The organism is Bifidobacterium sp. ESL1133, assembly GCF_058107325.1.
The window spans coordinates 29,588-51,751 of record NZ_JBYLUI010000006.1; the positions used below are offsets into that span (position 1 = coordinate 29,588).

The 22,164-nt window shown below is 58.8% G+C and carries 19 protein-coding genes; 16 read left to right on the top strand and 3 right to left on the bottom strand.

Features of this window, described 5'->3' with window-relative positions:
* The first annotated feature begins 242 nt into the window (after positions 1 to 242).
* From AC3B5A_RS06855 to AC3B5A_RS06865, 3 genes are read left to right on the top strand one after another with little or no spacing between them, the layout of a single operon-like run.
* On the top strand, positions 243 to 1,073 hold the full coding sequence (locus AC3B5A_RS06855) for an ABC transporter ATP-binding protein (protein WP_489799905.1): 831 nt from the start codon (positions 243 to 245) through the stop codon (positions 1,071 to 1,073).
* On the top strand, positions 1,070 to 1,648 hold the full coding sequence (locus tag AC3B5A_RS06860) for an FtsX-like permease family protein (RefSeq protein WP_489799907.1): 579 nt from the start codon (positions 1,070 to 1,072) through the stop codon (positions 1,646 to 1,648). Before AC3B5A_RS06855 ends, AC3B5A_RS06860 begins: the two co-directional genes overlap by 4 nt.
* 54 nt (positions 1,649 to 1,702) lie before the next feature.
* The gene (locus AC3B5A_RS06865; protein ID WP_489799909.1) at positions 1,703 to 3,139 is read left to right on the top strand and encodes a hypothetical protein; all 1,437 of its coding nucleotides are present in this window, start codon (positions 1,703 to 1,705) and stop codon (positions 3,137 to 3,139) included.
* Positions 3,140 to 3,174: 35 nt separating this feature from the next.
* Here AC3B5A_RS06865 and AC3B5A_RS06870 read toward each other — a convergent pair whose 3' ends face one another.
* A complete protein-coding gene (locus tag AC3B5A_RS06870; RefSeq protein WP_489799911.1) occupies positions 3,175 to 3,732 on the bottom strand; it encodes a sensor histidine kinase in 558 nt (185 codons plus the stop codon).
* A 25-nt stretch (positions 3,733 to 3,757) separates the two neighbouring features.
* Positions 3,758 to 4,498 (bottom strand): histidine kinase, encoded by a 741-nt coding sequence (locus AC3B5A_RS06875; protein ID WP_489799913.1) that lies wholly within the window; start codon positions 4,496 to 4,498, stop codon positions 3,758 to 3,760.
* 170 nt (positions 4,499 to 4,668) lie between these two features.
* On the opposite strand from AC3B5A_RS06875, the gene AC3B5A_RS06880 reads away from it, so the two are divergent.
* From AC3B5A_RS06880 to prmC, 7 genes are all read left to right on the top strand, one after another.
* On the top strand, positions 4,669 to 5,565 hold the full coding sequence (locus tag AC3B5A_RS06880) for an ABC transporter ATP-binding protein (protein WP_489799915.1): 897 nt from the start codon (positions 4,669 to 4,671) through the stop codon (positions 5,563 to 5,565).
* Entirely contained in the window at positions 5,562 to 7,232 is a 1,671-nt protein-coding gene (locus tag AC3B5A_RS06885) for an ABC transporter permease (protein ID WP_489799917.1), read from the top strand. The genes AC3B5A_RS06880 and AC3B5A_RS06885 overlap by 4 nt, the downstream gene beginning before the upstream one ends.
* A gap of 72 nt (positions 7,233 to 7,304) precedes the next feature.
* Positions 7,305 to 7,934, top strand: a complete 630-nt coding sequence (locus AC3B5A_RS06890) for a DNA-3-methyladenine glycosylase I (protein ID WP_489799919.1) — start codon at positions 7,305 to 7,307, stop codon at positions 7,932 to 7,934.
* Between the two features lie 58 nt (positions 7,935 to 7,992).
* Positions 7,993 to 10,293 carry a DUF2207 family protein gene (locus AC3B5A_RS06895; RefSeq protein WP_489799921.1) on the top strand — a complete coding sequence of 767 codons (2,301 nt, stop codon included), beginning with the start codon at positions 7,993 to 7,995 and terminating at the stop codon, positions 10,291 to 10,293.
* Positions 10,294 to 10,430: 137 nt separating this feature from the next.
* Entirely contained in the window at positions 10,431 to 10,643 is a 213-nt protein-coding gene (rpmE, locus tag AC3B5A_RS06900; protein ID WP_489760461.1) for a 50S ribosomal protein L31, read from the top strand.
* Positions 10,644 to 10,755: 112 nt separating this feature from the next.
* Positions 10,756 to 11,847: a peptide chain release factor 1 gene (gene prfA / locus AC3B5A_RS06905; protein WP_489799923.1), complete on the top strand. Its 1,092-nt coding sequence runs from the start codon at positions 10,756 to 10,758 to the stop codon at positions 11,845 to 11,847.
* Positions 11,848 to 11,856: 9 nt separating this feature from the next.
* Positions 11,857 to 12,921 (top strand): peptide chain release factor N(5)-glutamine methyltransferase, encoded by a 1,065-nt coding sequence (gene prmC / locus AC3B5A_RS06910; protein ID WP_489799925.1) that lies wholly within the window; start codon positions 11,857 to 11,859, stop codon positions 12,919 to 12,921.
* A gap of 165 nt (positions 12,922 to 13,086) precedes the next feature.
* On the opposite strand, the gene AC3B5A_RS06915 is transcribed toward prmC, so the two are convergent.
* On the bottom strand, positions 13,087 to 13,743 hold the full coding sequence (locus AC3B5A_RS06915) for a sugar O-acetyltransferase (protein ID WP_489799927.1): 657 nt from the start codon (positions 13,741 to 13,743) through the stop codon (positions 13,087 to 13,089).
* A 167-nt stretch (positions 13,744 to 13,910) separates the two neighbouring features.
* Between AC3B5A_RS06915 and AC3B5A_RS06920 the strand changes: the two genes are divergently transcribed.
* The 6 genes from AC3B5A_RS06920 (at position 13,911) to AC3B5A_RS06945 (ending at position 21,837) form a co-directional block, all read left to right on the top strand.
* Complete coding sequence (locus tag AC3B5A_RS06920; protein WP_489799929.1) at positions 13,911 to 14,609, top strand: L-threonylcarbamoyladenylate synthase; 699 nt, start codon at positions 13,911 to 13,913, stop codon at positions 14,607 to 14,609.
* A gap of 4 nt (positions 14,610 to 14,613) precedes the next feature.
* The gene (locus AC3B5A_RS06925) at positions 14,614 to 15,768 is read left to right on the top strand and encodes an MraY family glycosyltransferase (protein WP_489799931.1); all 1,155 of its coding nucleotides are present in this window, start codon (positions 14,614 to 14,616) and stop codon (positions 15,766 to 15,768) included.
* Between the two features lie 111 nt (positions 15,769 to 15,879).
* On the top strand, positions 15,880 to 17,427 hold the full coding sequence (gene guaB, locus AC3B5A_RS06930; RefSeq protein WP_489760455.1) for an IMP dehydrogenase: 1,548 nt from the start codon (positions 15,880 to 15,882) through the stop codon (positions 17,425 to 17,427).
* A gap of 400 nt (positions 17,428 to 17,827) precedes the next feature.
* On the top strand, positions 17,828 to 18,535 hold the full coding sequence (gene orn, locus AC3B5A_RS06935) for an oligoribonuclease (protein ID WP_489799933.1): 708 nt from the start codon (positions 17,828 to 17,830) through the stop codon (positions 18,533 to 18,535).
* Positions 18,536 to 18,556: 21 nt separating this feature from the next.
* The gene (locus AC3B5A_RS06940) at positions 18,557 to 19,966 is read left to right on the top strand and encodes a PIF1 family DEAD/DEAH box helicase (protein ID WP_489760453.1); all 1,410 of its coding nucleotides are present in this window, start codon (positions 18,557 to 18,559) and stop codon (positions 19,964 to 19,966) included.
* A 50-nt stretch (positions 19,967 to 20,016) separates the two neighbouring features.
* Complete coding sequence (locus tag AC3B5A_RS06945; RefSeq protein ID WP_489760452.1) at positions 20,017 to 21,837, top strand: proline--tRNA ligase; 1,821 nt, start codon at positions 20,017 to 20,019, stop codon at positions 21,835 to 21,837.
* Positions 21,838 to 22,164 lie beyond the last annotated feature (327 nt).

Below are 22,164 nucleotides of genomic sequence, written 5' to 3' on the forward strand. Positions count from 1 at the left end.
TGAGCGCCTGATGGATTTGCGATGCTGACTTCGTTGATGCCGTTGCTTCGGTCAGGGTTTGTTCAGGATATCCACTGTACAGACCATTGCGGGATTCAGGGTTCGACATGACGTTTGGCATATCGCTGTCCGCGCGTTTTCTCGGCATGATGGACGGTAGGTGCTCGGACGATGGACGACGGAACGGCAGGGAGAGTGATCTGACGAAGATGACAACGAGAACAGAACGCGCAAGGAATGCTGTGGGAACGGTGAACGATGAGGGTTTGCGGGACGACCCGCTGCAACTCAGTGGTGTTTCGTACCGCTACGGGAACGATGCCTCAGACTCCGCTCCCGGCATTGAAAACGTGGATCTCACCTGCGATCCGGGCTCGTGGACCGCGGTGATGGGGCCGAGCGGAGCGGGAAAGTCGACGTTGCTGTATTGCGCTTCGGGCCTGCTTCCGGTAGCACAGGGGTCGGTGCGCGTGGCCGGACGCGACCTGACGACGATGGGTGAGGGGGAGCTGACGCGCCTGCGACGGGACCACATCGGTTTCGTATTTCAGGATTACAACCTGGTGGAAGCGTTCACCTGCCTGCAAAACGTCATGCTTTCCGACCTGTTCGGCGGCAGACGCATTGAGTCAGGCACAGCGGAGCAGGCGCTCGCCGCGGTGGGGCTTCAAGGCTGCGCAGAGCGTTATCCCAGTGAGCTTTCCGGCGGTCAGCGTCAGCGGGTCGCCATTGCTCGTGCGCTCGCGCTCCAGCCGGCCATCGTCTTCGCCGACGAGCCTACCGGCGCGCTCGACTCGCGCAGTGCCGCGTTGGTGCTGGATGCGTTCGAACGGATGGTGGAGCAGGGGCGCACGGTGCTCATGGTCACGCACGACCCCAATGTGGCCGCGCGGGCCCAGCGTACGGTTTTCCTGCTTGACGGGCACGTGGAATCGGTGCGCAGCGGCGCCAGTGCTCAGGAACTTTCGGATCACCTCGTGCAGATGGCGCAGCAAGTACACGCGCAGGAGCGTACGGGCGGCGCTGGGCGCGGTCATGCACAGGGTGTGCAGCCTCGGGCGGTGACACAATGAGCGCGAATGTCGATGATGCGATGGTGCTGGTCACGAGCGCCGGCGAATCTGGCGGAACCGGTAAAACCAATGGCGCCAACGAAGCCAACGGAATCGGCACTCGGCATCCTTCCTTCGCTTCCATGGTGAAGGCGCTGGTCAAGGCCCACCGTGCCTCCTACGCGGTGTTGTGCGTGGCAACGGCCTTGGCTTCTGTACTGACGAGCATGCTGCTGCAGATCCTCGGTTCCGCGCTGGCCCGCGATGGCGAGCCGGACCTTACCGGTATGAGCATGTACCAGCGCATTGTGGTCGATGGCGACTATACCTCGGCGATTATGCTTGCCGGCATCTCGGCGGGGTGCTGCATCTTGGTTGCGGTGTTTCTGACGCTCTCCTCGGTGTCGTTCCTGGTGCAGGAGCGCCGGCGCGAGTACGGGTTGATGCGGCTTGCCGGGCTCTCTCGCCGGCGTGCCATTACGCTTGCATTGGGCGAGTTTTCGGTGCCACTGGTACTGAGTACGGCATTGGGCACTGCCCTGAGCATGCCATTGGTCACTCCGGTGGGCCGTTTCTTTGCCTATGCTTCGCAGTGATCGACATTGCAGACGCGGGCCCGGCTCAGTTTCGCGCTGCTTGGATTCACCCTGATGCTGGCGGCAAGCTTGCTTGGTGTGATGTTTTCCATGCGTTCCCTGCTGCGTGAGGCGCCGCTGTCCCTCCTGCAGCAGCAAAAGCTCGGCAAACGTGGAGTCGACAAGGTGCGTGGCACTGTGGCGGTGGCGGCATTCGCGCTTGCCATGGTGCTGGTGGTCTCTCCTATACCGGCGATGACGTTGGATGTGCGCACCATGCTGCTCGTCGTTGTGGTGATCGTGCTCGCCTATGCCGCCGCCCCAGTTTTGGTCGCCGCGATTGCGGTTCCAGTGGGTTCGTTGGTGAGACTGGCTTCGCGGGGTAGCGCCCGCGGTTCAGGGCTATTGGCTGCTCAGCGTTCGCGCCGGGAGACCGAGGGGTCGATTTCCGTGGCGATGCCTGTCATCATGGTACTAACTATCGTTGTCTCATTCCTGGGGCTTTCGCGTGCCGGTGCGGCAGGAGGTGCGATTCTGACTCTCGACCCGCTCAAAGCGGATGTGGTTGTCTCTACCGACAACGTGGCTCACGAGAACGCCATTGCCCAAGCCGTGAGCTGCCTAGGCAAACAAGCAAGTTCAGTACAGACCTACCGGACCCAGCGCTGGCTGGCGGAAGGATCCAGTGAGATTGTCAATGTCGCGTGGGCCGATGTCGCGCAGCTTGCCGACGAGGGCGGCAGGGCCAGTGTGCCTCATGTGACTAAAGGAAGTTTGCAAGACCTAGGTCCTGGCCGGGTGGCGATGAGTTCACAGGTAGTGGGGCACAAGCTCAGCGATACGGTTCAGCTCATTGACGGGCACGACCGTACGCACGCTGTACGCGTGGTGGCGCTTATCGACCCGCCGCAGGGCATGCCGGGTCTGCAGATGGACTTTCTGGCGCTGAGCGGTACACTGCCGCAAACTGGAGATACTAACTGCGGTATCGCAGCCATTGCCGCAGCCTCGATGCATGATGTTCCTCGTATTGTGCGGCAGGTCAAGAGCGCCGTTCCAAACGACGTGCGAGTAGAGACCAAACGTGAGTTCTCGGAGCGCTACATTGCCCGAGGACTGTCTGGGCAGAAAGCACTTTCGGTGATGATTGTGGGCGGGGCGGCGCTCGCGCTCATTTTCCTTATGCAGGCGGTCGCCATTATGCTGAGCGAACGACGCGCTCAGAACCGACGGCTCCATCAGCTCGGTGTGATGAGCGGCTCGCTCACGCTTGCTGCCGTGCTGGAGACGCTGATTGACGTGGTGGTGGGTATCGTGATTGCCGTGGCGGCGGTGGCGATGGTGATGGTCGGCATCGCTTTCGGTTTCAACCGCGAGGGCATACCGGTTCGCGCCATGCCCATACCGTTCGGCTCGTTCGTGTGGCTCGCGCTGGCCCTGCTGGCAGTGGGGCTTGCGGTGACGCTGGTGTGTTCCTGGCTTGTTGCGCGCAATGGTTTGGTGCGAGGTTGAGTCTCAAGTTGATTGCAGACGCGCTGGTTTCGGGTTTACGGTTTCGCTGATGGGGCTGTTCGGAACGGTTGTGGTTGCGCGGAACGGCACGAGGCACGAGGTGCCACGAGCGTGATATCTGTGCCGCCCAAGGTCTGTGATTCGCCGACGGTCATGCTCCCGCCAGCCTCCTCGAAACGACGGCGCAGCGCCGCCAGTCCGAAGCCGTGATCAGCGTCTGCCTCGTCCATGCCGGGCCCGTCATCTTCCACAGTGAGGCGCGTGGAATTGACGCCGACGGTGAGACTGATATGCACATTCGTGGCGTGGGCGTGGCGCACTGCGTTGGTCAAGGTCTCCTGCAGTGCGCGGAACAGCAGTGTCTGTTCGGTTTCGCTTAAGAGCGCAGTGTCCCCCGTGATGCTGGTGGTCATCTTCAGGCCCGCAGCGGTGAAGGAATCGGCCATGCGTGCGATGGTTTCGCTGTTGAGACGCTGACCGAAGGCCGAGGGGCTGAGTGCACGAGCAAGTTGCCGCACTTCGGCGAGCGTACCTTTGGCGATGCTGTCCGCACGGGTTAGCGCTGATTTTGCCGATTTGATATCTTCGAGCATTGCCGGTTTATTGCTGGTGTCAGAGTCAGCGAATAGCTTGGTCGGGCGTGCGTTGGCGTGCAGAGATTGATCGTGCTGCCCCGATGGTGTGCCTTGCTGTGCGGAGGTTTCTGCTCGTGTCAGCGCGCTCAGCGCCGATTCGTGGGCAATGGATGGCCGAGAGCTGCTGGCCGAGCGAATCGTGCATCTCGGAGGCCATGCGCGCCCGTTCGCGTGAGAGTGTGAGCGACTCTATGGTATCCACGCTGCGCCCTAGCTGGTCATTGGTTCGCTGCAGCTTGGTGGATTGCGAGGTGAATACCATAAAGAGGATGCCTGCGAACAGTACGTAGACCGAGGACATGTAGTAGTCGAATTCTCGGAAGATGAGCATCATGTTGAGCACGGGGGAGAGCACCCACATCACAGGCGAGGATGCTAGGATGGTGACATAGCCGAACGTCTCACTGAACAGCAGTGACATTTCGGCGATGACGATGTAAGTCAGCAGATAGCCTCCGCGGCGCAGGAACGGAGCTGACCAAATGCATACTGTAATAAGCAATACCGCTAGTATTCGCTGCGCTGCCAGCTTTGGCACTTTGCGAATGCCGACGTACAGAAAGATGATGAGTAAGGGCTGGGCAATGAGCAGGGCAAGCCTACCCATATACGCCGAGTCCGGTATGGCGAAAACCACCCCGAGCGCAAACACCATCGTTGCGTACTGGGGGAAGGTCCGTGCCGGCTCCTGCCGGGCATGCTGCACACGTTCCTTGAAAGTCATACCGCTACTATACCGATGTTGCATGATGCATCGAATCAGGGTGGGTATGTTCAGTGGGTATGTTCAATAGGCGGAGTTTGGCTAAGTTTGGGCAGGTGTGGAATGTTGGTTTCGTTGACGAAACTGGTCGTATCAAGGCGGCATAGTAATAAATTCGGTATATTAAAACCATGAGAGATGATATTGAACACAATGTGGTGCGTCGCGTACTCCCTGCTCAGCAAGCGACTGCGGTCAGCATCGTAGGGCTGTGCATGAGTTTCAATGGCAAGCGTGCGGTTGCTGATCTGAATCTGACCATCCCCGCCGGTTCGTTCTATGGGTTGGTGGGTCCCAACGGCGCAGGCAAGACCACCACGCTACGTATGCTCACCGGACTGCTCAAACCTGATGCCGGCACCATCAGCGTGCTTGGGCATGACGTATGGAGCGATATCAATGTGACCAAACGACTGCTCGGCGTCATGCCTTCGACAGAACAGATTTTCAACCGCCTCACTGGTCTGCAGCTGCTTGTCTATTCTGGCATGCTGCGTGATATGAAGCGAGACGAGGCTGTCAAGCGTGCCCAGGATCTGCTTGCCGCTTTCGACATGAGCGACAGTGCGAACACCATGGTCAAGGATTATTCCACCGGCATGACCAAGAAGATCTGCCTGGCCAGCGCCATGATTGCCGATCCGCGCATTCTGGTGCTCGATGAACCTTTCGAATCGGTCGACCCGGTTTCATCGGCCAATCTCAAAGATATTCTGCTCGAGTACGCTGCCACGGGCGGCACGGTGATCATCTCCTCGCACGTCATGGCGCTGGTGGAGTCGATGTGCACCCATGTGGCCGTCATCGACCACGGCCAAGTCAAGGCCGCCGGTACCCTCGCGGAGGTTTCCGCCGGTGAGGACTTGGAAGACCGCTTCCTGGAGCTGGTAGGCGGTCGCCATGGTGCCGCGCACCTGGAATGGCTGACTGGTGGTGCGCAGTCTGGCGACGTTGAAGGCACTAACGGTACTGACGCCGCCGGTCAGGTTTCACAGCCCACGGCACAAAGCGAAGGAACTGCGCGATGAAGACGGCACTCACTATCGTCCAGATGCGCTGGGCCATCACGTGGGCCACGCTCAAATCCTCCGCATGGCAGCTCGCGAACTACGTCATCACCTGGCTGCTCGCCTTGGCTGTGGTCGTCGGCATCGGGCAAGCAGCATTCGGCGTAAACCGTGCGTTCTCGACAAGTATCACACCTGCGGACGCGACCCCGCTTATGCGCAACATCGTGGTGATTGTGGCACTCGTGTTCTCCTTGCTTGTCATCCTCATGCAAGTGCTCTACACCGGGCAAGGTTCCGGCCTCGACCCGAAGCATTTCGAACTGTACGGCATCCCCGATGCGCAGCTCCAAGGCGGCATGCTGCTCTCTGGCCTCTCCGGTACGCCCGCAATCACCTGCCTGTTGGCACTGCTGCTTTGGTCGGTGGCTTATATTCCGCTGGGTCCGGCAGCGTTCGTCATGGCTCTGTTGGCGGCGCCGCTGTTCGTGGTGACGCTCATGAGCATCTCCAAGTTGTGCGTCTCACTGATGAGTCTGGTGGCGCGATCGACCACCGTGATGACCTTGGTTACGCTTGTCTTCTGTATGGGCATGGGTGCCGGTTCTGGTTATCTTTCCTCGACGACTGCCTTGATGGGCGGAAGTGCAATTGTGGCAAAGATTACAGCCATATCCGCTGCTCTTACGAACTTCGCCGGCTTTGCAGCCTGGACTCCGTTCGCTGCAGCTATGCAACTGCCGTTCGACGCAATGGACGGCAACGCCATCGCCATCGTCGGCAGGATTGTGGTGCTTGCTCTCACATGTGTGTTGTGCTTCATGGGTTCCGTATGGTGTCTGCGGTTCGAGCGTACGCATACACCGAAAGTGCGTGAGGCCAAGCGAGTCAAAGGCATCGGTGCCTTCGCTTGGATGCCAGAGGGCCCCTCCGGGGCGATAAGCGCACGGTTGGTCGCTTGCCTCAAGCACGACCCACGCCAGTCGATGCTGCTGGTGATGCCGTTGCTGTTTGTAGCCATATCCGTTGTGCCGCTACTGTTCAAAGCGCCTCCTTTAGCATCTGCGACTTGGATGATATTACCGATCGCATCGTGCTTCATGATGATGTGTGAGAGCAATGGCCTGGCTTATGACGGTCAAGGGCTGACCATGCAAGTGCTCGCAGGGGTGAGCGGGCGTGACGACCGGCATGCCCGAGTGCGCGTCCAGGTCGTATACTCCACGATATACATCGCCGTGCTGGCTCTGATACTGCTTGCGGTATCCGGAGAATGGAAGACCGGTGCAGGTTGGCTGCGGTTTGCCTGTTTTGCTGCCATCAGTCTGGCCATTGCTTGGGCGATGCTGGGGCTGGCGGAAATCTCGTCGTGCACGATGCTCTACCCGGTGCCTTCACTGGAACGCCCGCTCAACACGCCTCAGGGCAGGGCCACGGCCCAGTTCGTTTTCCCGCTGCTCTATGCGCTGCTTACGTTTGTCGTCATGATCCCGACCCTGGCGGTGACGTTCGTTGGTCTGTTCGCAGTAGACTTTGGCGTTTTCTATGTTCCGGCCATTGCCATCACCGCCGTAATCAATGCCCTCATCGTCCTGGTGGCGGGCACGCATATCGGTGCCAAACTCTACGACAAGCGCCAGCTGCGCATCCTTGATACTCTGGAAGGTTACGCCGCGCTTCATCAGTAGATTGCCGATGAATGGACTGCGGTTTTGTATAATGCATGGAAAATGTGCATCGACAGATGATGAGGTAATGCCATGCGCGATGAAGAGGTGACCGGCCCGGGCGACAATGAGATGCAGACGCAGGCGAGGACCATTGTAGTGGGCCGGGACGGTGTGCCGCGCTGTTTCTGGGCATACACGAGTGAGTTGGAAGTCATCGACCACGACGAGGTATGGGGTATGCCGTGCCATGACTCGGACGAACTGTTTGCCAGGCTGTGTCTGGAAGCCATGCAGGCCGGGCTGTCGTGGAGCACCATTTTGAAGAAGCAGGCGCGCATGCGCGAGGTGTTCCACAATTTCATACCCGAAGAAGTCGCGCGCATGGATGGGGAAGTGCCGTCTTTACTCGACGATGCCGGCATCATTCGTCACCGTGGCAAGATCGAGGCGGTCATCGCGAACGCCAAGATTGTCGTAAGCATGAAGCGCGACGGGGTATCTCTGGCGGATTACCTGTGGAACTTGGTGGGCGGCAAGACGTTTGTGCGGCGCCCGACCGCGGTGGAGCAGGTGCCGGCGATCACGCCCGAAGCCCAATCCATGAGCAAGGCGCTGAAAAAGCTTGGGTTCAAATTCGTAGGCCCTACCACTATGTACGCGTTCATGCAGTCCGCGGGCATGGTTGACGACCATCTTGACGGATGCTTCCGCGCCGGGTGAGTGGTGGCCGGTACGGGCAACGTCGGTTGGAGCTGTTGATTGACGACAAAGGATATGCATGTCGAGAACACTGACCCGCAAAGCGGTCAACGATGCAGTGACGGTTGCGGTGGTTGCGGTGGTCGCCGTTGTGGTGCTCCTGCTCCTCACCGTTGGGTTTAAGGGCGGCTCCCGGGACCGTGATGTCACTTACCGTTCGCTCGATTACGACGTGGTCGTCCACAAGAACGGCGACCTGCGGTTCACTGAGCACATCGATGTTTCCTTGCCTCACCGCAGCGCCCCGTGGCACCAGCTGTACCAGCGCTACCAGCTCAGTGACGAGCAGCTGAGCGCCATCACCGACGTCTCCGTGAAGGACGTTGCGACCGGTACGGTATACCGGCACGGCACCACCGATTCCAAAGCGAACCTGGAGCGTGACGATTGGGATGAGGTGGATGCCGGCAGCTGGTACGCCTCCGTCAATGCCGACGAATGCAAGGACATGGACCTGTGCGCCTATAGACCTGCGGCAATGACGAGCAGCGAGTTCGACGCTGTGGCCAAGGATGCTCTCGTCGAAGACAAATACGGCGGTGAAGACGGTAAGAGTGGCGGCAATGTTGCCAGTGCCGATGACGATGCTGATGGCAGTGATGCCGACGAGGATGGTGATGACGAGACTTCGTCGAGCGATTCCAGTAACGGCCGTGCAGGGGACACTGTGGAGATCGGCTGGAACATTCCGGTCACCGACTCCGCGAGCAGCATGAAGTTCGATGTCTCCATGACTTTCAAGGACGTGGTGAGCGTTTATGACGATGTGGCGTACTTCAAGTGGGAACCGGTCGGTGACGACAACACAACGTTGATCGATACATTGAGTGCCGACGTCACGCTGCCGCAGGGGGTCGTCCCTGCTCGGTCGTGGGCGTGGCTGCACTACGGCGGGGCGAGTACCACGTCACGGGCCGCGGACGGGCACTTGAGGTTCGAAGCCAAGAGCGTGGAGCCGGAAAACCATGTCGATCTTGTATCGATGTTCGACCGTGCCGCGATGGGAACGGTCAGGCATCGCCAGCATGGCGAGCGCAAGGACGACATCATGGAGGAGGAGCGGCACGAGGAGGATTCTGCGCACTATGTTGCTCGCAGCAGGGGCGAGCGATACCTCGCTTATGGTGTGACCAATATGGTTGCCATAGCACTGTTGCTGGCCGCTGTGGTGCTATCGAACCGTAGCGTCACGAACTTTGACGATGTCCGGTACAACCGCGAAATTCCCGACATCGGTGCGTCGAGTGCGGCGAAACTGTATGGCTTGGTGAAAGGGCGTGAATCCAAAGTCGACTCGAGAAGCATGTCCGCCACACTGCTGGAACTTGCCTGCATGCATCTCATCGCCCTGTATCCCGGACCGCACACATGGTACGGAACCGTCGATGTTCGCACTGCCGACAATGTGCAGGCCGAGGAGACGGCACGGCAGCAAGGCGGGAACACGACGACGATCGTCATGACCGAGCGGCGGCCAGATGGTGCCGGCCCGACTCTGTCGGATTCGCAGCGCACGCTGCTGACCTTCCTGCAAGCGTGCGCGCATCGGTTCAATTCGCCTGTGTTCGATTTGCAGCAGGTTGGTAATGAGCTTGAACGTTGGAAGCACGGTGCCAAGTTGCATGCGCGATTCGCCACCTGTGCGCAGCGCGAATTCAGGCATCAACGGTTGGCTCGCCCCGACTGGCTTGTGGCTCTGGCAGTGGCGGTGACGGTGGTGGCGTGCGTGACGGATGTGGTATTCCTTCTGCGTGTGTGGCGGTATGAGGGCTGGGGACTCACGCTCCTGATGGGGCTTCCCGTCATGTTCTGCTACTTGGTTCTGCTGCAGCTTCCCCGGTATACCAAATTGACGAGCAAGGGTGTGCGTGAGACCCGTCAGCTGCTGGGTTTGGAGCGTTATCTGGACGATGCTGATGCAATGGCATCCGATTCCCCCGATGTGCGCCTGTGGAGCCGATATCTCGTCTATGCCACAGCAATCGGCTCGGACCGGTGGTTCATCGAGCGTTTGGGGCGAGCCTATCCTCAGCTGAACGACGGTGACTGGCTTGACGAGCATGTCAGGGACCTGCCGCTGTACTGGTACTGTCGTGTGCCCGATAGGCTCACCGAATCCGACTCCACAGCTTCGTCGGATGCGCGAGGTGGTTTCGATTTCACCGATTTCGGGGCGCAATTGGCCTCCGGTCTTGACGATGTGCAGGCCAGCGTTGAGCATGTGCTCTCATCCGGCAGCTCGTCTGACGGCAGCTTCTCCGACGGCGGTTTTTCAGGCAGCGGCGGCGGTGCCGGCGACGGTTCATTCGGCGGCAGGTAGCGCGTGCCGCCGGCCGTTCGCCGTGAGACAAGCGTGCTGATGCGTCGAGGCCAATGGCTATAGTACTTACAGTTCCGGTTCACGTCTGACCAGCGGGGTTAGGCGACCCGGGTCACCTGAATTCCTTAGGAGACATTATGAAGCAGGGTATTCATCCTGATTATCACACCGTACAGGTCACATGCTCGTGCGGCAACACGTTCGTCACTCGCTCCACCGTTGAGGGCGACCACATGACGGCTGATGTGTGCTCGAGCTGCCATCCCTTCTACACCGGCAAGCAGAAGATCCTCGATACCGGTGGCCGCGTTGCACGCTTCGAGCGTCGCTACGGCAAGAAGAGCAAGTAGCATTCTTCACGCGCCAGCATGGCAGATTGGCTTGGGTATTCAGGCCTTCTGCATGCTGGCGTTTTTGTATGTACGGGCAAGGTGCGCGACAGGGCGGAAATAGGTAGGGTAGATGGCAGACGAACAGTTCACAGCAGCGGTCAAGGCTGAAGAAGAATACAACGGCATCGAAGCGCAGATGAGTCAGCCTCAGGTTGCCGTCGATCCTGCGGCCATGCGCAAGCTTGGACGGCGCAGGGCCGAACTGGGGTCCATCGTCACTGCGTACCACGAATATTGCAGTGTGCGCGACGACCTGGAAGCAGCCAAGGAAATGGCCGGGGAAGACCCGGATTTCGCCGCCGAAGCCAAAGAACTGGAAGCCAAGCTGCCGGGCGTGGAAGAGCAGCTGCGCACTGCGCTCATTCCGCGAGACCCAGACGACGCGCGTGACACCATCATGGAGATCAAGGCCGGCACCGGTGGCGACGAGGCAGCCCTTTTCGCCGGCGACCTGCTGCGCATGTATACCCGGTACGCCGAGAAGCGCGGCTGGACGGTTACGCTTCAAAGCCAGAACGGGACTGAGCTTGGTGGCGTCAAGGACGTGCAGATAGCCATCCGTGCCAAGGGCAACCCGGCGCCGGAAGACGGTGTGTGGGCAAGCCTCAAATACGAGGGCGGCGTGCACCGTGTGCAGCGCATTCCCGTCACCGAGTCGCAGGGGCGCATCCAGACCTCAGCAGCCGGTGTCATTGTGTTCCCTGAGGCTGACGACGATGACGATGAGATCGAGATCGATCCCAAAGATCTCAAAATCGATATCTTCATGAGCTCGGGCCCCGGCGGTCAGTCGGTCAACACGACCTATTCGGCCGTTCGTATGACTCACATTCCCACCGGTGTGGTGGTGAGCATGCAAGACGAGAAGTCGCAGATTCAGAACCGTGCGGCCGCCTTGCGCGTTCTCAAATCGCGCCTGCTTGCCATGAAACATGAGAAAGAAGCCGTCGAGGCCGCCGACATGCGTCACTCGCAGGTGCGCTCGCTGGATCGTTCCGAGCGCATTCGCACCTATAATTTCCCCGAGAACCGCATTGTGGATCACCGTACGAACTACAAGGCGTACAACCTTGATCAGGTGCTCGACGGCGACCTGCAGGCCGTGATCGACAGCGATATTCAGGCTGACGAAGCAGAACGATTGGGCGCGAATAAGGGCTGAGGAGGTGCGATGAGCACGGCCGAATTGCTTGACGGTGCCGCACGCGCTCTCGAAGCGGCTGGTGTACCGACGCCGATGCACGATGCGAAGTTGCTGCTGGCGCATGCGTTCGGGGTTGAACTACGAGATGTGGATACGGCACTGCTGCTTGGTCGTGATCTGTCTGCTGGCAAGGCAGAGTGGTCTCCTTCAGGCGGTCGCTGTTCAAGCGGCCGAGATCGTGCTGGCTGCGTCGAAGCGGCACAACGAGAACACGATGACAACACAGCGGATGAGAAGGCTCGAGAGCAATTCTTCCTTGACATGGTGGATCGACGCGCCGCTCGTGAACCATTGCAATACATTGTCGGTCATGCGCCATTTCGATATTTTGACTTGCTGGTGGGGCCCGGAGTCTTTATTCCTCGCTCCGAAACCGAGACGGTGGTGCAAGTTGCGCTCGACTGGCTGACCGAGCAGCGCATACCCGCCCCACGATTGGTGGATTTGTGTGCTGGCAGTGGGGCTATAGGTCTGGCTCTCGTCAGCGAGGTGCCGGATGCCGAGGTATGGGCTGTGGAGCAGTCAAACGAGGCTTTGGTCTGGACGCGGCGCAATCGCGATGCGGTGCTCGGAGTACCGGCATCATCGCAAACCTTGGTTTCGAGTCCCGTTAAACCCGGCACTGCTGCCGCGGGTTCGGCTCAGCGAGATCGTGATGCAAGTCGATATCACCTGTTGCAAGGCGATGCCACAGCTGCCGAGACATTGTGTGAAATGGACGGTACCATCGATGCGGTGGTCACCAACCCGCCCTACGTGCCCGCGTCACAGGTTCCTGAACAGCCCGAGGTACGTGACCACGACCCAGCGATGGCGCTCTATGGTGGTTCAGATGATGGGCTGCGCATTCCCGAGCTCATCATTGCCCGTGCGGCAAAACTGCTTCGTCCTGGTGGTTTGCTGGTCATGGAGCACGACATCAGTCAAGGCAAAGCACTCGTCCAAGCCGCGCAATCGCAGGGTTTTGACCGTGCTGCCACCGGTAATGACCTCACTGGCCGGCCGCGATACCTATACGCGTTCAACAGCTAGCAGACAAGCCTGTGTCTCGTTCCGTGAGTACATGCAACGAACAGTGTGCAGTTACCGATGCATGGAATCGTTGATATTTCAACGATTCTTAAGAGAGGCATTGCTTCTTGGTCCGGCAAGAGTGCTCACGGAACGAAATGGGACGTTGATGTTGATAAGGCGCGCCTACTGCGCATATTCCTGATAGATGGCCGCATCGGCATCTCCGATGGTGCGAATCACCCGTGCAGGGTTGCCCACGGCCACGCTGTTGGCAGGAATATCGCGTGTCACCACCGAACCTGCGCCGATCACACACCCGTCGCCGATGGTCACCCCACCGATGACCGTCACATTGCCGCCGAACCAGCAGTTCGACCCGATGGTAATGGGCTTGGCGAACTCATAGTCGTAGTAGCTGCCGTCGTCGCGGCGGCGCATGTTGCGATCCTGCCAACGGATTGGGTGCGAGGCCGGCAGCAGGGAGACGTTCGGGCCGAAGAGCACGTCGCTGCCGATGGTGACGGGCGCGCAGTCGAGTATGGTCAGGTTGAAATTGGCATAAACGCGGTCGCCGAATGTGGTGTGGCATCCGTAATCGAATGCGATGGGGCCGGCGATGTCCAATCCTTCGCCGTGGTGGGGCAGTAACGAGTTGAGTATATGTTCACGTTTCGAGGCGTCGCTTCGAGGTGTTGAGTTGAATGTGGAGCACAGGTCGGCGGCTCTCACGCGCATGGCTTCGAGCTGAGGGTCGGAAGCGTCGTAGATTTTTCCGGCGAGCATCTCGTCAAGTTCGCTGTCATGCGGCTGTTCCAGTTCAAACGGTGGTACTGATGCCATGCTGTCCTCCATTGGTATCGCTCGTGGCATGTGTTGGTTGATGATGTCATTGTATCGCATTGCAGTGAGGTTTGAAGTGTGTGAGTTGTGCCGCATATCGCACGGCATTGAGGGTGACGAAGTCGCGGCGCAATGGTGCAATTGGACAAGAGATTTGCGGAGGCGTCATGAGCGAGATATGCGAAATCAACGAGTCGTCGTTGGCTGGGGCAGGAGAAGTGATAAAAGCCGGTGGACTGGTGGTGCTGCCGACCGACACGGTATATGGCATTGCCTGCAACCCGTTCGATTCCCGCGCGGTGGCGCGCATATACCAAGCCAAGCAGCGTCCGCTTTCCAAGCCGTTGCAGGTGCTCATGAGCTCCGTTGCTGACCTTGAGCGGTTGGGCTTGTATCTGTCCGAACCGTTGGAACGACTGGCTGAGGCTTTTCTCCCTGGCCCTTTTTCTCCGATTGCTCAGGCGCGTGAGGACTGCCGGCTTGCGACTGTGGAATCGGATGGACACGGTCAACGTACTCAAGGGGTGCGTGTGCCTGACAGTGAGCCGTGTCTGCGAGTACTGCGCAAGGTTGGTCCGTTGGCGTGTTCGAGTGCTAACCGGTCAGGGCAGGAGAGTGCGCAGACTGTGCATGAGGCATTCGCTGCGTTCGGCGATGATGTGGATCTGTATCTCGACGGTGGCCCCACCGGCGGGCACGTGGCGAGCACCGTGGTGATGGGGAATGACGGCGCACGGTACGGCGTCGAGATCGTTCGGGAAGGCAAGATTTCCTCAGCCGACATTCTGTCGGTGCTCGCCGGTGAAGGCGCCGAGTGTGGCAACGCATCCGCTTCCGCAATGTCGAACTCTGACGTGCAGGGGTGAGCGCATGAGAGTGTATCTGTTCATCGCGGCCATCGCCGGCGGCGTCACGTGGCTGGTCACGCCTTTGGTGCGTCACTTGGCCATCCGTATCGGGGCCGTAGGTCAGGTGCGCGCCCGGGACGTGCACACTGTGCCCACCCCACGTATGGGCGGCTTGGCCATGCTGGTCGGTTTTACGGTCGCATTGCTGTTTGCAAGCAGAATTCCTTTCATTTCCGGCTTGTTTGTAGGTTCGCGACAGGCTTGGGTGGTGTTGGCCGGTGCGGCGATGATCTGCCTGCTTGGCATGGCGGACGACTTGTGGGATTTGGATTGGATGCTCAAACTTGCCGGGCAGCTGCTCATCGCTGTTTTTGTGGCGTGGGGCGGGGTGCAGACCATCTTCCTGCCCTTTGGCTCGCTGGTCACCGCTTCTCCCAGCATCTCCATGGCCATCACCGCATTCCTTATCGTCGCTTCAATCAATGCGGTGAACTTCGTTGACGGTCTTGACGGTCTGGCCTCGGGCATAGTGGCCATAGGCGGTATCGCCTTTGCTATTTACTCGTACATCATTGCTCGCTCGTCGCCCAGCTATGCGTCCATGGCTATTTTGCTCGACGTGGCGATGGTCGGCATGTGTGTGGGTTTCCTGCTGCACAACTGGCATCCGGCGAAACTGTTCATGGGGGATTCAGGCTCCATGCTCTTGGGATACCTCATCACCTGCGCTTCAATTATCATGACCGGCCATCTCGATCCCGCATCGGTGCACACCAGCATCTATCTGCCGGTGTTCATGCCTATTCTGCTGCCGTTGTTGGTGCTGTTCCTGCCGTTCCTGGACATGGTGCTGGCCATTGTGCGTCGTTTGGCGAAGGGACAGTCTCCCATGCATCCCGACCGCATGCACCTGCACCATCGCATGCTGCGCATCGGGCACAGCGTGCAGGGGGCGGTGCTGATTCTGTGGGGTTGGGCGGCTCTGATTTCCTTCGGTTCCATCATGATTCTGTTCTTCAAAGTGCGTTATGTGGTCAGCGCCATGATCATCGCCGCAGTGGTACTGACGGTGTTTACGATGATGCCGTATCTGCGACGAAGAATGCCGGAATGGCGTGAGGAAAATGCTGCGGCTGCTCTGCACGCGGCCCAAGAAGAAGACGAGAACGAGCGGTAGGCGGGCCCACCTTTCACTGAGATCGATTATTGCTGCAATGTCTGTTTCGCGCGGCGCGCAGCGTGCTGTCTGAGGGGTGTGGATGTCATATGCCGACCATATAGTTGTGCCATGGTTTTAGATTCAACACGTGATTCTGGTTCTTCGTATTCACCGTTACCTGACAAGTTCTCCCAGCTTGGTTTGGCATATGATGATGTGCTGCTGCTGCCCAACGAGACTGATGTGATTCCCTCTCAAGTGGACACCACCACGCATCTGACGCGTGAGATCACCATGAAGGTTCCTGCAATTTCCGCTGCAATGGATACCGTGACCGAGTCCGACATGGCCATTGCCATGGCCCGCAACGGCGGTATCGGCGTGCTGCATCGCAATCTCTCCATTGACGATCAGGCCGCGCAGGTCGATATCGTCAAGCGCAGTGAGTCCGGCATGATCACCGACCCGCTCACCGTCAATCCCGACGCCACGCTGGCGGATCTCGACAAGCTGTGCGGTCGCTTCCACATTTCCGGTCTGCCAGTGGTGGACAATGACAGCAAACTCGTCGGTATCATCACCAATCGTGATATGCGTTTCATCGCCGCCGAGGACTACGACCACTTGAAGGTCAAGGACGTGATGACCCGTGAGCATCTCATCACCGGTCCGGCTGACATCTCCCGTGACGACGCGCACCGCCTGCTGGCGCAGCATAAGATCGAGAAGCTTCCCCTGGTGGATGCTGACGGCACTCTGGCCGGCCTGATTACGGTCAAGGATTTTGTGAAGACCGAGCAATACCCGGATGCCACTAAAGACGATCAGGGTCGTCTGCGTGTGGCAGCCGGCATCGGTTTCCTTGGGGATGCATGGCAGCGTGCCTCGGCCTTGATGGAAGCTGGCGTGGACGTGCTTGTGGTGGATACCGCCAACGGCGAGGCTCGTCTGGCGCTTGATATGATTCGACGTATCAAGTCCGATCCGGCCTTCGCTGGCGTGCAGGTCATCGGTGGCAATATCGCCACGGCCTCCGGCGCCCGAGCCATGATCGAAGCCGGCGTGGATGCGGTCAAGATCGGTGTCGGCCCCGGCTCGATCTGCACCACCCGCGTGGTGGCCGGTGTCGGTGTGCCGCAGCTCACCGCTGTCTATGAAGCCGCTCAAGTGTGCCAAGCCGCTGGTGTGCCCTGCATCGCCGACGGCGGCATCCATTATTCCGGCGACATCGCCAAGGCGTTGGTGGCCGGTGCCTCCACGGTCATGCTCGGTGGCACGCTCGCCGGCTGTGAGGAAGCTCCGGGAGAGAAGGTACTGCTCCACGGCAAGCAGTACAAGATTTATCGTGGTATGGGCTCGCTCGGTGCCATGGCGCCACGTGGCAAGAAGTCCTACTCCAAGGATCGCTACTTCCAGGCCGATGTGACCAGCAACGACAAGGTCATTCCCGAGGGCGTGGAAGGCGAAGTGCCGTATCGCGGGTCTTTGAATGCTGTGCTGTACCAGATGATCGGTGGCTTGCATCAATCCATGTTCTACGTGGGTGCGCACAATATCAAGGAAATGTGGGAGAAGGGACGTTTCATCCGCATCACTGACGCCGGTTTGCGCGAGTCTCATCCGCACGACATCGTGATGACGGCCGAAGCTCCGAATTACAACGGCTTCCATAACTGATTTCCTTTCACGGTAATCCCGGAGTTATTTGCGGATACCCTGCATTTTCGAACCCTCAAGGCCGGTAGGCCGAGCTTTACTCGAAAATACAGGGTATCCGCAAATAACTCCTCTTGAGGAAGGTGCTCGTTTCGCGCGCTGATAGTAGGTGCTGAGTCAGCAGTGGTGAGCTGGCGTAGACCATCAATGTCATGGCGATGATGGTTGTCTCTGCGAGAGTTGTGGACAGACATGCGTTTGCGCCGGCGTAGGCTTGGCCGAACGGCCTTGAGCATCCGGCGCAACGTATGCCGGCGGGCAACCCGGGACTTGTGATGCGTGTGGCCTAACTACACGCAATACGCGTCGTTGCTGCGCGGTAAAATCGTGAGTTCTGTAGAGTGAGGAAAGGTGGGCCGGGATGGCTGAGAACAATGAGGATTTGACATTCAGCGCGGAAGATTCCCGCATGATTTGGATTGACTGCGAGATGACCGGGCTTGACATCTTCAATGACGAGCTATGCGAGGTTTCCGTAGTTCCCACTGATTTCAACATGAAGGTGCTCGACGAAGGCATCGACTTGGTGATTCGTCCCAGCCAGGCCGCGGAAGACCATATGAATGATTTCGTGCGCAACATGCATACCTCTTCCGGTCTCGTGGACGAATGGCACAAGGACGGTTTAAGCCTTGAGGAGGCCGAACGGCAGGTCGTGGCCTATGTCAAGCGCTTCCTGCCTGCACGCGGCAAAGCCCATCTTGCAGGAAACTCCGTCGGCTCCGATAAAAAATTCCTCGACAAATATATGCCAAAGCTCATGAAGCAACTGCATTACCGCGTGATTGACGTGAGCACGATGAAAGAGCTGTCGCGCCGCTGGTACCCTGCGGTCTACAACAACAAGCCGGCCAAGCATGGCGGACATCGCGCGTTGGCCGATATCATCGAGTCGATCGATGAGCTGCGTTACTACCGTGAAGCCTTCTTCGCCCCGGCTCCCGGGCCTGACAGCAATCAGGCCAAGGCGCTCGCGGCTGAGGTGGAGAGCACCAGTTTGCTGCGCGTCTATGAGAACAACGGCAACCCGGTCGAAGACCCGAATCACCCGCAGAAGGCCGATTATTAAAGCGTCGCAGAGGAGTGAGTGATGAAACAATCTGAAGCGTTGACCATACTGAACGCTGGAGCGAACGTTTTCATCACCGGTGCTCCTGGGGCAGGAAAGACTTACGTGCTCAACGAGTTCGTGCGTCAGTCTCGTGCCAACGGGCTGAATGTTGCCGTCACCGCATCCACCGGTATCGCGGCCACTCATGTTGACGGCCTGACAATCCATTCGTGGAGTGGCGTCGGTATCGCGCAAGTGATGACACCGCCACTGCTGAAACGTATCCGAGCTCGTCGTAGCCGCAAAATACAAGCGGTTGACGTACTGGTCATCGACGAGGTCTCCATGCTGCATGCCTGGCTGTTCGACATGGTGGATGAGGTATGCCGTGCCTTGCGCCACAACCCCGAACCGTTTGGCGGATTGCAGGTGGTGTTGTCGGGCGACTTCTTCCAGCTGCCTCCGGTGCGTCGCTCTGGCAGGGCTGCTGAGATGCCCAGCCCAGAACTGGAAGCGTTTCGTGACGGATATACTGCTGCAGGCAAAGATCCGGAGGGGTTCGTCACGCAGTCGTTGGTATGGGACGAGCTGAATCCGGTTGTCTGCTATCTGACCGAGCAGCATCGTCAGGACAGTGGCCGACTCTTGGACGTGCTCACCGATATTCGCGAAGGGGCAGTGAGTCAGGACGACCGTGAAGTGTTGGTTGGCCGGCAAGGTATCGCACCGCAAGAAGGTGAGATTGCAGTGCATCTTTTCCCTGTTAACAAGCAGGCGGATGCACTGAACGATCTTCGTTTGGCGCAGATTCAAGATGAGACGCACGGCTACGATGCCGAGTCTGCCGGTGCTGCAGATCTCGTTGCCCGTCTGAAGAAGAACATGCTCGCCCCTGAGCATCTGGTGCTCAAAACCGGAGCTACGGTGATGGCCTTGCGCAATGATACCGATCGGCAGTTCGTCAATGGTTCCATCGGAACGGTGAAGGGATTCGTAGACCAGGACAAGGGTGGATGGCCGATCGTCACCTTTGAGAACGGCAATACTGTCACGATGAAGCAAGCGTCGTGGGACATGATGGATGGCGATACGGTGCTCGCTTCGGTCAAGCAGGTGCCGCTGCGCTGCGCATGGGCCATTACCATCCACAAGTCGCAGGGCATGACGCTCGACCGTGCGGTGATGGATTTGCGCCGCACATTCGTGCCAGGCATGGGATATGTGGCGCTTTCGCGTGTGGAGGGGCTGGACGGCTTGTATTTGGAAGGCATCAACGACCGTGCGTTCATGGTCGCACCGGAGGCGGTGATGTTGGACGGTGATTTGCGTGACCGTTGCCAGTCGGCGGTCGCTTTGCTGCAAGATCAGGGGGCGTTGGCATTTACTCGAGCGGCTCAGAGTCAGAATGGAGCCTCAGACGATGAATTCAGTCAGGATGAGCTGTTCTAAGAGCATGGTTGTCTTGTGCTCTTGTCGGCTCGGACGCATATTTTTGAGGTATGATTAAAGCACTTCGTATGTCCCAATTGTTCCTGCGCACACTGCGTGAGGATCCGGCCGATGCCGACGTTGATTCCGCACGTCTGCTCCAGCGCGCCGGCTACATCCGTAAAGCGGCCCCGGGCGTATGGACGTGGCTGCCGTTGGGGTTGAAGGTGCTCAACAAGGTCGAGGCCGTGGTTCGCGAGGAGATGAACGGCATCGGTGCGCAAGAGGTGCACTTCCCTGCGCTGCTGCCGCGGGAACCGTACGAGGCCACTCACCGTTGGGAAGAATACGGTGAGAATATCTTCAGGTTGAAGGATCGCCACGGTGCTGACTATCTGCTGGCGCCCACGCACGAAGAGATGTTCACGCTGCTGGTCAAGGACATGTACTCGTCTTACAAGGATTTGCCGCTCACGCTCTACCAGATTCAGACCAAGTACCGCGACGAGTTCCGCCCGCGTGCAGGACTGGTTCGCGGCCGAGAATTCATCATGGAGGACGGTTATTCGTTTACCCTCGATGAGGACGGGCTGAAGCAGGCATACGTCGACGAGCGTGACGCGTACGAGCGCATCTTCCAGCGGCTTGACTTGGACTATGTGATGGTGCATGCTGTCTCCGGTCCGATGGGTGGTTTCGAGTCTCAAGAATTCCTCTCTCCATTGGCCATTGGTGAGGACACCTTTGCTCAGGCTCCCAGCGGCAAGGCTTGGAATGTGGAGGCGTTGAAGACTCCTGATGTGCCTGAGATTGATTGCTCGGGTACGGCAGCCATGGAACTCAAGCCGTTGCCTGATGCTCGTTCGATTGACGATATGGTGTCGCAGTGCCAGTCTCTGTATCCGCGTGAGGATGGTCGCGCTTGGGAGCAGGCGGACATGCTTAAGAACGTGATTATCGCGGTCAAGCATGCTGAGGACGACGAGCATGATGAGCCGTGGCGCGAGATTGTGGCGGTAGGTCTTCCCGGCGATCGCCAGATTGATATGAAGCGTCTCGAAGCTCAGTTTGCTCCTGCGGAGATTGAAGAGGCGAGCGAGGATGACCTCAAAGCACACCCCGAGTTCGTCAAGGGCTACATCGGGCCGATGGTGCTCGGGCCCCAGGCTCGTGCCGAGGGTGCTGATGTGGAGCAGCCGGTGCGTTATCTGCTCGACGCGCATATCGCTCGTGGTTCGGCCTGGGTGACCGGTGGCGACCAAGAGGGCTTGGACGCATTCAACATGGTGTATGGGCGCGATTTCGAGGTTGACGGTACGGTTGAGGCGGTTCAGGTTCGTGAGGGAGACATGAGCCCTGATGGTTCCGGTCCGTTGTCCTTCCAACGCGGTGTGGAGATTGGCCAAGTGTTCCAGCTGGGACTCAAGTATTCCGAAGCTCTGGGACTCAAGGTGCTTGATCAGAACGGTAAGGCCGTGCCGGTCTGGATGGGCAGCTACGGCATTGGGGTGTCACGTGTCATGGCGTGCATCGCCGAGTCGCATCATGATGAGAAGGGCTTGGCGTGGCCGGTCGATATTGCTCCGGCTCAGGTGCATGTGGTGGCCACCGGCAAGAAGGAAGAGGCGTTCGAGGCCGCCGAATCACTGGTGGAGCAGCTGGAACAGCAAGGCATTGAGGTTATTTACGACGACCGCAGAAAGGTGTCTCCGGGCGTCAAGTTCAAGGATGCCGAGCTTGTCGGCGTGCCGTTGGTAGTGGTTGCTGGGCGCGATACCATCGAGAACGGTACGCTTGAAGTACGCGATCGCACCGGTGAACAGGTGCAGAGCGTGCCGGCTGAAGATGCGGCGGGCGTTATCGTCTCGAGGCTTGAGGCGTTGCGCGCGTAACAACCTGGAGGTATGAGCAATGATCGGGGTCGGCGGTTACCGCTGACCCCGTTTTGTTATGTAGTTGTGCAGATATGTAGAAGATGTCTATTTGTTGTGCTGATGATGTCTAACCGACCTCTCGGGTTATCCACAGACACGCCGGGGTGCTGACCTTTCGTCCACAATACTCTGTTTATGACCGGTGCCGAGGTGAGATGCCGCATACTGGTATCACCGCAGAGGCAAGGCGGACATTGGGTTGAACAGCGCAAGCGTCCATTCTGCAAGGATGGGTTGCTGATAATTGCTTTGTCTCTGCAGTCAACTTGATAGACAGGAGACACT

What these genes read in the sequence shown, in the direction of transcription:
- AC3B5A_RS06860 (WP_489799907.1), top strand. Translation starts at nt 1,070, where the DNA reads ATGAGCGCGAATGTCGATGATGCGATGGTGCTGGTCACGAGCGCCGGC.
- AC3B5A_RS06865 (WP_489799909.1), top strand. Translation starts at nt 1,703, where the DNA reads ATGCTGGCGGCAAGCTTGCTTGGTGTGATGTTTTCCATGCGTTCCCTG.
- AC3B5A_RS06870 (WP_489799911.1), bottom strand. Translation starts at nt 3,732, where the DNA reads ATGCTCGAAGATATCAAATCGGCAAAATCAGCGCTAACCCGTGCGGAC.
- AC3B5A_RS06875 (WP_489799913.1), bottom strand. Translation starts at nt 4,498, where the DNA reads ATGACTTTCAAGGAACGTGTGCAGCATGCCCGGCAGGAGCCGGCACGG.
- AC3B5A_RS06880 (WP_489799915.1), top strand. Translation starts at nt 4,669, where the DNA reads ATGAGAGATGATATTGAACACAATGTGGTGCGTCGCGTACTCCCTGCT.
- AC3B5A_RS06885 (WP_489799917.1), top strand. Translation starts at nt 5,562, where the DNA reads ATGAAGACGGCACTCACTATCGTCCAGATGCGCTGGGCCATCACGTGG.
- AC3B5A_RS06890 (WP_489799919.1), top strand. Translation starts at nt 7,305, where the DNA reads ATGCGCGATGAAGAGGTGACCGGCCCGGGCGACAATGAGATGCAGACG.
- AC3B5A_RS06895 (WP_489799921.1), top strand. Translation starts at nt 7,993, where the DNA reads ATGTCGAGAACACTGACCCGCAAAGCGGTCAACGATGCAGTGACGGTT.
- rpmE (WP_489760461.1), top strand. Translation starts at nt 10,431, where the DNA reads ATGAAGCAGGGTATTCATCCTGATTATCACACCGTACAGGTCACATGC.
- prfA (WP_489799923.1), top strand. Translation starts at nt 10,756, where the DNA reads ATGGCAGACGAACAGTTCACAGCAGCGGTCAAGGCTGAAGAAGAATAC.
- prmC (WP_489799925.1), top strand. Translation starts at nt 11,857, where the DNA reads ATGAGCACGGCCGAATTGCTTGACGGTGCCGCACGCGCTCTCGAAGCG.
- AC3B5A_RS06915 (WP_489799927.1), bottom strand. Translation starts at nt 13,743, where the DNA reads ATGGCATCAGTACCACCGTTTGAACTGGAACAGCCGCATGACAGCGAA.
- AC3B5A_RS06920 (WP_489799929.1), top strand. Translation starts at nt 13,911, where the DNA reads ATGAGCGAGATATGCGAAATCAACGAGTCGTCGTTGGCTGGGGCAGGA.
- AC3B5A_RS06925 (WP_489799931.1), top strand. Translation starts at nt 14,614, where the DNA reads ATGAGAGTGTATCTGTTCATCGCGGCCATCGCCGGCGGCGTCACGTGG.
- guaB (WP_489760455.1), top strand. Translation starts at nt 15,880, where the DNA reads ATGGTTTTAGATTCAACACGTGATTCTGGTTCTTCGTATTCACCGTTA.
- orn (WP_489799933.1), top strand. Translation starts at nt 17,828, where the DNA reads ATGGCTGAGAACAATGAGGATTTGACATTCAGCGCGGAAGATTCCCGC.
- AC3B5A_RS06940 (WP_489760453.1), top strand. Translation starts at nt 18,557, where the DNA reads ATGAAACAATCTGAAGCGTTGACCATACTGAACGCTGGAGCGAACGTT.
- AC3B5A_RS06945 (WP_489760452.1), top strand. Translation starts at nt 20,017, where the DNA reads ATGATTAAAGCACTTCGTATGTCCCAATTGTTCCTGCGCACACTGCGT.